Here is a 12,431-nt window from a genome sequence, read left to right as displayed (position 1 = left end):
AATTCTAGTGTTTTCTGCGCTTCCCGGCTCGCCGCGTCCTCGACTCGGCGGACTTCCGAGCAGTTTTTACCTCCGACGTTCGCCCACCCTGTATGAATCGGTCCGCGCTGATTGCGGTCGTCGCCGGAGCCTTGCAGGGCGTCTTCGAGTGGTTGCCCATCTCCAGCGAGGGCAACATCACCGTCTTTCTGACCGCGCTCGGCTCCTCGCCGGAGGCCGCGGTCCAGTTCTCGCTGTTCCTCCACGCCGGGACCGCGCTCTCGGCGACAGTGTACTACCGCGACGAACTCCGCGAGGTGCTGGGTGCGCTTCCGACGTGGCGGCCGCGGTCGGCGTTCGACCCCGGCGAACCGGCCGCGCCGTCCGGCGGGTCCGCGGCCTCGAACAGTACCGGCAGACCACGAACCGCCAGCGAGCGCCCGACCCTCTCCTTCCTCGGGGTCGCCACGCTGGCCTCCGGCGTCGTCGGCATCGCGGCGTACGAGACCCTCGACCACGTCGTCTCGGCGCTGACCGGCGGCGCGTTCGTCGCGCTGGTCGGCGTCCTGCTGGTGCTGACGGGCGTCCTTCAGCGAGTCGCGGACGATTTCGAGTTCGGTGGACGGGAGTCCCCCGACCTCATCGACGCCGTGCTGGTCGGCGCTCTGCAGGGACTCGCCATCCTCCCCGGCGTCTCGCGGTCGGGCACCACCGCCTCGGCGCTCCTGTTCCGCGGCCACGACGGCCCCTCCTCGTTCCGCCTCTCGTTCCTGCTGTCGATTCCGGCCGCGCTCGGCGCTGGCGTCCTCGTCCTGCTCGACACCGGCATCCCGTCGGTCGCGCCGACCGAGGCCGCGCTGGCGCTGGGCACCGCGGCGGTCGTTGGCTATCTGACCATCGACGCGCTGATGCGAGTGGTCGAGCGCGTTCCCTTCTGGGGCGTCTGCATCGGTCTCGGCGCGCTGGCGATGGTCGGCGGCGCGGCGCTGGTGATTTGAGCGGGTTGGAAGCGATATATCTCGTCTTCGGGAAAGATATATCCTCCACTAGCTCGAAACGTGTCGTATGACCGACGGGCCGAGCGGACCCACACCGTCGAATTCCCACTCCGGCGACAGCAAACGGCGGTGGCGTGAGGGACAAACTACGTTCCAGCGCGTCTACGACGTGATTACCGGCACGTCAGACTACACGTCGGCGAGCGACATCGCCGACGCGGCCGACTGCTCGGCCGACGGCGCTCGGGACGCTCTCTCCCAGTTGGTCGAGATGGGCGTCGCGGAACGTCGAGAGGGCCGCCCGGCCACCTACCGCCGGAACGACTCGTACTTCCGGTGGAAGCGAATCGAGGACCTCGCCACGAACAACTCCGCGGCGGAACTGCGAGACCGAATCGAGGACCTCCTCGCGGAGGACGAGGACTTTCAGGACCGATTCGACGCGCCCGACCCCGACGCCGTCTCGCCTGAGACGTTCGAGACCAGCGACCACGACGAGATTCACGACTCGTGGGAGGCGCTGACTCGCTGGCGGACCGTCCGGCGCGACCTGCAATTGCTTCAGCAGGCCGCCCATCGCGCCGAGCGCGGCGGAGACGCGAACGACGCGGCGTCCGTCTGAACTCCCGAGGTGCCGTAACGCGATGTCTGAGTCACCACGAGACGGCGACTCGGTTCCGATGGGGGAACTCGACGTGCCCACGCTTCGGACCATCGGCAGACGCGCCGATACGCATCCGCTGGTCGAGTCGTGGCAGTTCGACCCGTCGAGCGCCGCGCCGCGATTGCTCGAACTCCGAATCGACGCGGAGACGTATCCGGCCGCGGTGGACGCGGTTCGGCTCGACGTTCGCTGGTTCACGACTGACGACTACTCCTTGCACTACGTCGAGCGCCGCGGCGACGACCAGTACCAATGTCGATGGGACCGCCACCCGAAGTCCGACGCGCCGAGGACGCACTTCCACCCGCCGCCGGACGCGGGTACTGCCGAGGAGTCGCCGCTCGACGCCCACTTTCTGGAGGTGTTGTTCACGGTCCTCGACTGGACGAGCGAGCGCGTCGAGCGACTCCACGAGACGAGCGATTTGGAGTGAGGTCGGTCAAACGCGTCCCGTTCTGGGGCGTCGGCATCGGCCTCGGCGTGTTGGCGATGGTCGGCGGCGCGGCGCTGGTCATATAGGAGAACAATTCTTTAGCAAATCAAATTCTATATTAAAGAAATAGTTACATTTCTTCCGACCCGAACTACGGCTCGACCTCCGTATCTGAACATCTCCATCCCGTGAAGCCGAAGGTTGATACCGCACGTTGCCGATTATCCGGACATGACAGTTCGCGCCGCCGTCGTGCTGGCCGCGGGTGAGGGAACCCGGCTGCGGCCGTTGACGCGTAATCGTCCGAAACCGATGCTTCCGGCCGCGGACAGGCCGATTCTCGAACACGTCTTCGACGCGCTCATCGGGGCCGGTATCGAGCGCCTCCACGTCGTCGTCGGCTACAAGCGCGACCGGGTGCAGGACCACTTCGGTCCGACCTACCGGAACATCCCGGTCAACTACGTCTCACAGGACAAGCAGTTGGGGAGCGGTCACGCCCTCTTGCAGGCCCGCGACGCCGTCTCCCAAGAGGACGGCTTTCTGGTGGTCAACGGCGACCAGGTCATCGAGCGCCAGATGGTCGCCGACGTGCTGGACGCCTTCGAGGAAGACGACGGCAACGCCACGCTCGCGGTCACCGAGCAGGCCGACGTCTCTCACTACGGCGCGGTCGTGATGGACGGCGACCGCGTCGTGGAGCTGGTCGAGAAGCCCGACACCGACGAGTACCGCCTGCTCAACGCGGGCGTCTATGCTTTCGACCCCTCCATCTTCGACGCCATCGAGGCGACGCCGCGCGTGCAGGGCGAACTCGCGCTGACCGACACGCTGGTCCGCCTCATCGAGGGAGTCGACGCCGAGGATGGCGACGCCGCGGAAACCGGCCGCGCCGCGCCCGGCGACGCCACGGTCCGGGGCGTCGTCACCGAGGAGCTATGGGAGGACGCGACCTACCCGTGGGACCTGCTCGACGTCTCTCGGGACCTCCTGCTCCACGGTCGAGTGACCGAACCCGAGCGCGAGGAGTCGGTCTGGGTGGCCGACAGCGCGACGGTCCACGACGACGCCACCCTGCAAGGCCCGGTCGTGGTCGGTCCCGACACCGAGGTCCGCCCCGGCGCGGTCGTCGGCCCCTACGCCGCCTTGGGCCGGAACGCGACCGTCGGCGCGAACGCGGTCGTCTCCCGGTCGGTGCTGGACACCGACGCCCGCGTCGGCCCGAACTCCACCCTGCTGGACTGCGTGACCGGGCAGGGCGTCGCCTTGGGGGCCGACACCACGGTCCCCGGCGGCCCGGGCGACGTGCGCGTCGGCGACACCGTCTTCGAGGACCAGCGACTCGGCGCGGTGCTGGCCGACCGCGTCCGGGCCGAGGGCGACGTGAGCGTCGCTCCCGGCACGCTGGTCGCGCCGAGCGCCACCCTCCACACCGGCGTCACCGTATCCGAAAATATAAACGAACGCGCCGAGGTGTTTCGTTGACATGAGTGCTGTTTCGTTGCAGACGTTTAGGGTGGTCCGCTGATGTGCGGCATCATCGGCTACGCCGGCCAGAGCGGCGACACCCTCGACGTGCTCCTCGACGGTCTCGAAGGCCTCGAATATCGGGGCTACGACTCGGCGGGGGTCGCGCTCTCGAACGGCGACCTCTCGGTCTGCAAGCGCGAGGGCGAACTCTACCACCTCCAGGAGGCCGTGGACGGCGGTCTCGACGGGCCGGTCGGCATCGGCCACACGCGCTGGAGTACCCACGGCCCGCCGAGCGACCAGAACGCCCACCCGCACACCGACTGCTCGGGCGACGTGGCGGTGGTCCACAACGGCATCATCGAGAACTACGACGACCTCAAGGCCGACCTCGCCGACCGCGGCCACGAGTTCGACAGCGACACCGACACCGAGGTCGTCCCCCACCTCATCGAGGAGCGCCTCGCCGAGGGCGCGACCTTCGAGGAGGCGTTTCGGTCCGCGGTCGGGCGACTCGACGGCAGCTACGCGCTCGCGGCGGTCTCCGAGGACTCGGAGGCCCTCCTCGCCACGCGCCGGGACTCCCCGCTGGTCGTCGGCGTCGGCGACGAGGCGGCTTACCTCGCCAGCGACGTGCCCGCATTCCTCGATTACACCGACCGGGTGGTCTACCTCGAAGACGGCGAGTTCGCCCGCCTCGAATCCGGGTCGTGGACCGTCTCGGACGCCGAGGGCAAACTGTTGGAGAAGTCGGTCTCCCGCGTCGAGTGGGACGCCGAGGAGACCGCCAAGAGCGGCTACGACCACTACATGCTCAAGGAGATTCACGAGCAACCCCGCGCGCTCCGGAAGTGTCTGCGGGGCCGCGTGGACGAACTCACGGGGTCGGTCGAAGTCGAGGCCCTCGAAGGGTTGAATCCTGGCTCTGTGCAGTTCGTTGCTTGTGGTACGTCTTATCACGCTGCGCTGTTTGGAGCGCAGGCCTTGCGCGAGGCTGGCGTCCACGCACAGGCCTTCCTCGCCAGCGAGTACGCCATTGCGCCCCCGCCGATTCCCGACGACGCGCTCGTCGTCGGCATCACCCAGAGCGGCGAGACCGCCGACACCCTGTCCGCGCTCCGCGAGGCCCAGCGGCGGGGCGTCCGAACGCTGGCGATGACCAACGTCGTGGGTTCGACCGCGGCGAGGGAGTGCGACCGGGCGCTCTTTATTCGGGCCGGGCCGGAAATCGGCGTCGCCGCGAGCAAGACGTTCTCCTCGCAGGTCGTGGCGGCCAACCTGCTCGCGTCGTCGCTCGCCCGGCGAGGCGACGCTCGTGAGGTCGTGCAGGCGCTTCGGGACCTGCCGGGGCAAGTGCAGGAGTTGTTGGACTCCTCGCGGGCCGAGCAAGTCGCAGAGCGGTTCCTCGACGCAGAGGGCTACTTCTTCATCGGTCGGGACTACAACCACCCCGTCTCCATGGAGGCCGCGCTCAAGATGAAGGAGATTACCTACAAGCACGCCGAGGGGTTCGCCGCGGGCGAGCTGAAGCACGGCCCGCTAGCGTTGGTGACCGAGAAGACGCCGGTGTTTGCGATTGTGACGGGTAACGACGAGACCGCGACCAAGACCGTCGGCAACGTCAAAGAGGTCGAAGCGCGGGACGCTCCCGTGGTCGCGGTTACGGACGGGGCCTCGGAGGTCGAGCGGTACGCCGACGAGGTGCTGGAGATTCCCGAGACCCATCCGCGGGTGGCTCCGGTGTTGGCCAACGTGCAGTTGCAGTTGGTGGCGTACCACGCGGCGAACAAGCTGGGGCGGTCGATTGATAAGCCGCGTAATCTAGCCAAGAGCGTGACGGTGGAGTAGGCTACCGTTCGTTTTCGTCTGGCAACTCTGGGGGTTCCAACGCCGCCCGGAGCAGTCGAACCGTTTTTGATTCCGTCAGCCACGCTGCATTCGCGGCCGTCCGGAGTCGTATTGTGATTCGGGCGACGAACGACCCTTGCCATATGCGAGCGACGGTCGGCGCGAGGCGGTTGAGAAGTCTAATGAACGGCCCAACGGTGTAGGTCTCCCGAAGGTCGATGACGACAACCTCCGGGTTCGGTTTCTTAGTGAGCCAACGATAGAAGAACGAGAAGTGTATCCAGAATGCGAACGTACGGCCGCTCTTGGCTATCACTGACGCGTCGGCGGCGGTGGCAAGGCGATCCACGAATGCTGTTCCCGCGCGGGCGAGCCACGAGGCGGCTATCCACATCTGAAGCTGAGCGACAATGTGCCGAGTGAGGCTAACAAGTATGGAGTCGGCAGCATAGCCCGCGCGCTGGGTGTCGGTCGGCATAGATTAGGAGGTCTTCGTGACGGCCCCTTTCACGGTGACGGGGCCAAAGTCGAGCGTAAGTTGCTGGCCGACTTCGAGCGGTTCGCCGTCGAACTGGGATTCGCCGTCCGCGCTCGTGGTGTTAAGCGCAACGCGAAGTGTGACTGTTTTTTTCTGTGGGTGCTTCCGCTCGTGGAATGTCCCGTTCTGGTCGGTGACGACCACTTCGGTCGGACGAACCGATTTGTTCTCGACGGCGGCAATGCGGTCCGAGTCGATGGTACCTTCGGGGATGGCGTCGGCGACGTACGGTTGGACGCCGGTTGCCTCGAACGTGACCGTCGTTTTCGTGCGGTCGGTCGCTTTCTCTTTCGGACCGAGGACAAATGCTGCGCCTGCGGCGGCAACTGCGAGGACGAGCAGAACTGCGAGCGCGTCAATGATGTTGACGGTGCCGAAGAGTCGGCCCTTGTCGTCGATGATATCCATAGGTTCGTAACTCCGTCTTCGTATTCGAAGCCGTGGTTCGTCGCGCCGCTAAACTGTTGTGTTTTGGGTGCCGACTTGGATGCCCCGAACTCGCTCGTCCGGTGGCCTCGAACGGTTTCGTCGTATATGTCCCGATGGTTCCGATACACTGATACGTCCCGAATGAGGTGGGTTACTCAGACAATGAGTAACTCTAATTCGGCTCCGGAAGACGACGCGAGTGACCACCTAGAGTGTCTCGGCGACGGAGACGGTTGCATCGAGATTGCGGAACGACTGAGCGAACAGCGCGAAGACGAATAGCGTCGGTTTCGTTCGATTTTGGAGGCTCGAAGGTTCTATCACAGAAAGCGTACTGCTTAGTCTCAGCTTCGGCAAGTGAAACCGCCAGCCAAATCTAAAATAACAATACTTTTTAGGGTGGTTACTCGCAGTCTGAGTAACCCATGACGATACTAGTTACGGGCGCCGATGGGTACATCGGCTGGCCGACTGCTCTCCGAATCGCCGAACGTACTGACGACCGCGTCGTCGCCGTAGACAACTTTGCGCGACGCGAGTGGGTCAGCGAAATCGGTAGCACAAGCGCGATTCCCATCCGCGAGATGGAGGAGCGACTGGGCGCGGCCAAGGCCAAACTCGACGTGTACAACCTCTCGTTCGTCGAGGGTGACCTGACGGACAAGGACTTCGTGGACGAACTCCTCTCGGTCCACGAACCCGACACCGTGGTCCACACGGCCGCCCAGCCGTCCGCGCCGTACTCCCAGATCAACGGCGAGCGCGCGAACTATACTCAGCACAACAACCTCCAAGCGACTCGCAACCTCCTCTGGGGCCTCGAAGAACACGACCTGACCGACTCCCACTTCATCGAGACGACCACGACCGGCGTGTACGGTGCCCCCGAGTTCCCGATTCCGGAGGGCGGTGCCACGATGGAGAATCAGGGTGAGCGTGACGACGTGCCCTTCCCCGCGATGGCGGGGAGCTGGTACCACCTCACCAAGTCCCACGACGCCGCCAACATGCGGCTGGCCCACCAGCAGTTCGACATCCCCATCAGCGACGTGCGGACCGCCATCGCCTACGGGACCGAGACCGCCGAGACCCGCGGCGACGACTACCACCTCAAGACCCGGTTCGACTTCGACTACTACTTCGGGACCGTCGCCCACCGTTTCTGCGCGCAGGCCATCGCTGGCTACCCCGTGACGGTGTACGGCAAGGGCGAGCAGCGCAAGCCGTTCGTCAGCCTCGAGGACGCCGTCGAAGGCCTCGCTCGACTCGCGCTGACCGACCCCGACGAGCGCCCCGACGACTACACAGTGTACAACCAAGTCACGCGTGCCATAAGCATCGTAGAGATTGCCGAAACGATTTCGGACGTCGCTTCGGAGTTCGGCTACGATGTCGCGGTCGAACACTTCGAGAACCCGCGCGACGAGGACGAGACTCACAAGATGGAGATCGAGAACGACCGGTACATGGACCTCGTCGGCGAGCAGGCCCAGTCGTTCGAGGAGGGCGTCCGCGACATCTTCGAGACGCTAACTCAGTACGAGGAGACTATCACCGCCTACGAGGACCGCTTCCTGCCCGGCGTCCTCGAAGACCGCATCGAGGAAGAGCAGGCAGACGCAGACGAGGTCGCGGCCGAACTCGACTGACCTGATACCCTTCTTACTTCCATAATGAACGTCTTAGTGACCGGCGGCTGCGGATACATCGGTAGCGTGCTGATTCCGCGACTCCAAGCCAACGATGAGGTCGGGAACGTCACCGTTCTTGACAGCCTCGCGTCCGGTTCTCCCCGGAATCTCCTCGCGGCGCGAGTCGGTGCCGACGCGGACTTAGAGTTCAAACGCGGCGACGTCCGCGAGTACGGTGACGTCGAGAGCGCGATGCGGACCGTCGATACGGTCGTCCACCTCGCGGCCATCACCGGCGCAAACAGCACGCACGACCGAGAGGACGAGACCTACGCCGTCAACCTCGACGGGACGGAGAACGTCCTGACCGCGGCCGAAAAGCTCGACGTGGAGAACGTCGTGTTCGCGTCGTCGTGTAATAATTACGGCCGCGCGACCAGCACCGACATCGACGAGGAGACCGAACCCGACCCGCTCAATCCGTACGCCGAGACGAAACACGAGGCCGAGAGACTGCTTTCCGACCACGTCGCGGCGGGCGACTTCGACGGCACGGCGCTCCGGATGAGCACGAACTACGGCTACGCGCCCGGCATCCGGTTCAACCTCGTCGTCAACTACTTTGTGTTCCGCGCGCTGACCGACCGACCGCTGACCGTCTACGGCGACGGGAGCAACTGGCGGCCGTTCATCCACGTCCGAGACGCGGCGCGGGCGTTCGAACACGCCGCGTGCAATCCCGACGCGTGGTCCGAACTAGTATACAACGTCGGCGCGAACGACGAGAACTACCGCATCGCCGAAATCGCCGAAATCGTCCGCGACGAGGTGGACGGCGACCTCGACATTACGTACCTCGAAGACGAACACCCCGGCCCGTCGTACCACGTCAACTTCGACCGACTGGCCGAGACTGGCTTCGAACCGAAGTGGACCGTCCGCGACGGCGTGCGCGACCTCGCCGACCGGTTCACGTCGAGCGGCGAACCGACCGAGTTTAACGCGGCCGACGAGTCTTTCGAGCCATGACCGAAACGACGTCCGAAGGCGACCATCCCACGATCGCCGTCACCGGAGCCGCAGGCTACATCGGCAGTCGAGTCGTACAGCAACTCCGCGCGGTCCACCCCGACTGGAACGTCGTCGCCGTGGACAACTTCTACCTCGGCGACGTGCGCGAAATCGAAGACATCTCGGTCCGACACCTCGACATCCGAAACCGAGACCGATTGGAGGAAGCGCTCGACGGTGCGGACATCGTGATGCACTTGGCGGCCATCAGCGGGGTCGAGGACTGCGAGGAGAACCGGGACCTCGCCTACGAGGTCAACGTCCAAGGGACCGCCAACGTCGCGTGGTTCTGCCGAAAGACCGGTGCCGGGCTCGTCTTCCCGTTCAGCATGGCCGTGCTGGGCGACCCCGAGACCTTCCCCATCACCAGCGACCTGCCGCGCGACCCGATGAACTGGTACGGACGGACGAAGCTACTGGGCGAACACCTCGTTGAGGACATGGCCGACGGTGAGTTCCCCGCCCATCTCTTCCTCAAATCGAACCTCTATGGCGAACACGAGATTGACGGCCGTACCGTCTCGAAGGGCACGGTCATCAACTTCTTCGTGAATCGAGTGTTCTCCGACGAACCGCTGACCGTCTACGAACCGGGCACCCAGTCGCGCAACTACGTCCACGTCAAGGACGTGGCGCGGGCGTACCTCCGGAGCGCGGAAGTCATGCTCGACCAACTCGACGCGAACGAGACGGGCGTCCGGAAGTACGAACTCGCCAGCGAAGAGGACCCGAGCGTGATGGAAGTGGCCGAACTGGTACAAGGGATTGCGGCCGACGAGGCCGATATCGAGACTGAGGTCTCGCTGGTCGAGAACCCCCGCGAGGGTGAGACGCTCGTTAGCGACTTCGCGGTCGATACGACGAGAACCCACGAGGAACTTGGCTGGGAGACGGCCCACTCCGTCGAGGAGTCGATTCGAGAGCTGATTCGGCAGAAGGCGAACTGATTTTCACTCGCAGGCCGTCTCTCGGCTGTCGTGTTCCCAGATGAGGTCGAAGTACCGCTTCATCCCGGCCACGAACGACCCGTTCTCCGTGACCGCGGCCTGTCGCATGTGGAGCGGTACGTCCTTCTCCTCGACGAGGAAGATGGCTTTCCCGGTCTCGTACTCCATGCTCGGGTCCGCGAGGGTCCCCCGCCACGGGAGTTTCTCCTTACTGAATCGATACTCGACCTCGGGGTAGGTCGCGTCGATGGCCGAGACGATTTCCCGCTGGACGGTCTCGTTCTCCTCCGAGAGGTACTCCGGTTCGAGAAAGATGAGCTGTACGTCGAGGTCGCGCTCGACAGCGTCGGCGAAAGCGGGTTCGACCTCCTCGAAGTACTCGAAACTCTTCGTGAGGACGTTGACGGTCTCGTCGGCGTCGTGGTACAGCTGGCGCGTCTCGGTCTCGCTCGGGTCGCCCACGTCCACGACGTAGAACAGTTCCTCTGTCGGAGTGATGTCTTCGCTCGCCTGCTCGTACAGCGGTCCGAAGGTGTCGAGGAACTCGCCGCGAACAGACTCGATCTCTCTGCGGTAGGATTCGAACGACTGGCGGCGGTTCTCCTGCGCCCGGTTGAGGATTTCTGCTGGTGATTTGGGTTGGTACTTCTTCGGGCGACCGGGGATTATCTTGACGAGGCCTTGATCCGCGAGCGAGTCGAGGACGCCGTAGATGCGCGCCTTGGGGATGCCGGTGGCTTCCGCGAGGTTCGGCGCTGTCGTGCGGCCGAGTGAGAAGAGGTGTTCGAGTGCGGTTTGTTCGTACTCCTTGAGGTCGAGTTTGTCCAAGAGGCGAGAAGTGTCCGAGGGGTCTGGCATATAGTAGCTGTGTTCGTTCGTAGTACTTAACGACTGTTCGTTACTGCTACGGGGGCTTCTCCTTTCGAAGCTCGGGTTGCTAGATCACTAAATAGAAATCCGACGGTCAGACGAAGTGTACGTCGGGGGAAGGGTCGTCAAGACACCCTTGTAGAGTAGCTCTCGTGCCCGGTCGTGGATTTCGTCCCGGGAATAATACTCGTTGGTGGCTTCCATGCTGAGGTCGAATTCTCGTGCGAACGCTGGCAGAACGGTTCCCCGTGTAATTCCGTTGGCAGATTTCTCGTAGAGTGGATTGAGAGTGAACTCGCCGCTCGGATTCGACAACGGGTGGTCCGTCCAGTCAATCGAAACTTCGTCGTGACCAATGAAGAAGTTGAACTCCTGGGTCTCACTTACCGAGGTGTCAGATGCCGTGTACGTGTCAGAGGCAGTTACGAAGTCGGTGAGGAAATCGCGCTCTGGGACACCTATCGTCTCCCGGGAGAAACATTCAGCGTACTCACTAGCCCGTAACGGCGCTCCGAAATTCGCTCTCTCATTTATGTTACTGTTGTGAGTGTGTAATAACAGGATAGAACCGTCGGCGCGGGTAACTCGTTCGTACTCGCTTGCGGTCCCGTTTTTGTTGTGTACGTAGTGGAAACCGTCGAGATCGATGAGGGTCTTGAACGCGTCCTCGCTGAAGGGGAGGTCGTTGCCTCGCTCGATAATGACTCCCTTCGTTTCCGGTTCTAGGTATCGTTTCGTAAAGTAGAGCGGTTTGAAATCGACTTCGAGTGAGAATATCGGTCGGGAAGTCGCTATCTTGAGTAGTTGCGCAGTGTGCCCCCATCCACCTCCGTAGTCGAGAACAGGGCCTGTCTCGGCCGTAACGAGCGGTAAAACAGCGTGACAGTTCCAAAAGCTCTGCGCGAATGGTCGGTGGAGGAGATACTGGCAATATCTGTTCGTGATGCCGACTGTTCGAACCGCCTCATCGAACGTGTCGATTGACTCGACCGAGTTGAACTGAGACTCTATCGTTGCCCCACCGGTGAGATACCTCGAAACGAGAGAAAAGGGGTCGGGGAGATGTCGAACTTTCGAGGCCAATTTGGCCAACGAGGGCCGCCCCGGCAGAAAGTTGGTCGGCCGATTGAGCAGTAGGTGAAGTGCTACGGAGGGATTGTCGTTCAGAATTACGTCTTTGACGTGTTCCGTTAACGCGTCGTTCCGCAGGATAGGGATACCAGCGACGACCGGAAACTCAGAACATCGACACTCTATGACACCGAAATCGGAACCTCTGTCTGACCTTCCCCTCTTACGCTTCCTGAACACGTTTTTACAAAGTGGGCATTGAAGAGCGTCTAACAACCGGCTATCCATGGCGGGTGATTGTTCAACGGGGCGTAAATACTACGTGGTTTTTCCACTTTGGGGTGTTCGGTTTCACGGCACTGTCTAGTTAGCGCGGTTTAAGAAGTGAGCAGGTTGTAGCGGTTGTGTCCATGCAAGCCGCAAACCTGCTCAAAAGGACGTTAGACACCGCGACTCTTGAATGTTGGCAGCGGGAGCGGACG

General features: G+C 63.3%; 12 protein-coding genes. 8 read left to right on the top strand and 4 right to left on the bottom strand.

The window, feature by feature from the left end:
• Window positions 1–92 precede the first annotated feature (92 nt).
• The 5 genes from EPL01_RS07155 to glmS all read left to right on the top strand — a co-directional run bounded on the left by EPL01_RS07155 (window position 93) and on the right by glmS (window position 5,392).
• Window positions 93–977: an undecaprenyl-diphosphate phosphatase gene (locus tag EPL01_RS07155; RefSeq protein ID WP_135824580.1), complete on the top strand. Its 885-nt coding sequence runs from the start codon at window positions 93–95 to the stop codon at window positions 975–977.
• 67 nt (window positions 978–1,044) lie between these two features.
• Complete coding sequence (locus EPL01_RS07150) at window positions 1,045–1,599, top strand: DUF7342 family protein (RefSeq protein WP_135824579.1); 555 nt, start codon at window positions 1,045–1,047, stop codon at window positions 1,597–1,599.
• A 22-nt stretch (window positions 1,600–1,621) separates the two neighbouring features.
• Entirely contained in the window at window positions 1,622–2,074 is a 453-nt protein-coding gene (locus EPL01_RS07145; protein WP_135824578.1) for a toxin-antitoxin system TumE family protein, read from the top strand.
• Window positions 2,075–2,305: 231 nt separating this feature from the next.
• On the top strand, window positions 2,306–3,559 hold the full coding sequence (locus EPL01_RS07140) for a sugar phosphate nucleotidyltransferase (protein ID WP_135824577.1): 1,254 nt from the start codon (window positions 2,306–2,308) through the stop codon (window positions 3,557–3,559).
• A gap of 42 nt (window positions 3,560–3,601) precedes the next feature.
• Window positions 3,602–5,392: a glutamine--fructose-6-phosphate transaminase (isomerizing) gene (gene glmS / locus EPL01_RS07135; protein WP_135824576.1), complete on the top strand. Its 1,791-nt coding sequence runs from the start codon at window positions 3,602–3,604 to the stop codon at window positions 5,390–5,392.
• A 1-nt stretch (window position 5,393) separates the two neighbouring features.
• On the opposite strand, the gene EPL01_RS07130 is transcribed toward glmS, so the two are convergent.
• Both EPL01_RS07130 and EPL01_RS07125 read right to left on the bottom strand, forming a co-directional pair.
• On the bottom strand, window positions 5,394–5,870 hold the full coding sequence (locus EPL01_RS07130) for a hypothetical protein (RefSeq protein ID WP_135824575.1): 477 nt from the start codon (window positions 5,868–5,870) through the stop codon (window positions 5,394–5,396).
• Between the two features lie 3 nt (window positions 5,871–5,873).
• On the bottom strand, window positions 5,874–6,338 hold the full coding sequence (locus EPL01_RS07125) for a DUF4330 family protein (protein WP_135824574.1): 465 nt from the start codon (window positions 6,336–6,338) through the stop codon (window positions 5,874–5,876).
• A 446-nt stretch (window positions 6,339–6,784) separates the two neighbouring features.
• Between EPL01_RS07125 and EPL01_RS07120 the strand changes: the two genes are divergently transcribed.
• The 3 genes from EPL01_RS07120 to EPL01_RS07110 are packed head-to-tail and all read left to right on the top strand — an operon-like array spanning window position 6,785 to window position 10,008.
• Window positions 6,785–8,008, top strand: coding sequence for an NAD-dependent epimerase/dehydratase family protein (locus EPL01_RS07120; RefSeq protein WP_135824573.1), 1,224 nt, complete (start codon window positions 6,785–6,787; stop codon window positions 8,006–8,008).
• Between the two features lie 24 nt (window positions 8,009–8,032).
• Window positions 8,033–9,019 carry an NAD-dependent epimerase/dehydratase family protein gene (locus tag EPL01_RS07115; RefSeq protein ID WP_135824572.1) on the top strand — a complete coding sequence of 329 codons (987 nt, stop codon included), beginning with the start codon at window positions 8,033–8,035 and terminating at the stop codon, window positions 9,017–9,019.
• Window positions 9,016–10,008 carry an NAD-dependent epimerase/dehydratase family protein gene (locus tag EPL01_RS07110; protein ID WP_135824571.1) on the top strand — a complete coding sequence of 331 codons (993 nt, stop codon included), beginning with the start codon at window positions 9,016–9,018 and terminating at the stop codon, window positions 10,006–10,008. Before EPL01_RS07115 ends, EPL01_RS07110 begins: the two co-directional genes overlap by 4 nt.
• A gap of 3 nt (window positions 10,009–10,011) precedes the next feature.
• Here the strand turns inward: EPL01_RS07110 and EPL01_RS07105 are convergent, their stop codons facing one another.
• Together EPL01_RS07105 and EPL01_RS07100 are read right to left on the bottom strand one after the other, a co-directional pair.
• Window positions 10,012–10,866 carry a TrmB family transcriptional regulator gene (locus EPL01_RS07105; RefSeq protein ID WP_135824570.1) on the bottom strand — a complete coding sequence of 285 codons (855 nt, stop codon included), beginning with the start codon at window positions 10,864–10,866 and terminating at the stop codon, window positions 10,012–10,014.
• A gap of 87 nt (window positions 10,867–10,953) precedes the next feature.
• Window positions 10,954–11,961, bottom strand: a complete 1,008-nt coding sequence (locus tag EPL01_RS07100; RefSeq protein ID WP_168215833.1) for a methyltransferase domain-containing protein — start codon at window positions 11,959–11,961, stop codon at window positions 10,954–10,956.
• Window positions 11,962–12,431 lie beyond the last annotated feature (470 nt).

The sequence above is a fragment of the Halorussus ruber genome (assembly GCF_004765785.1).
In the GTDB taxonomy this organism is placed as follows: Archaea; Halobacteriota; Halobacteria; order Halobacteriales; family Haladaptataceae; genus Halorussus; species Halorussus ruber.
This window is presented reverse-complemented; position numbering and strand designations above follow the sequence as displayed.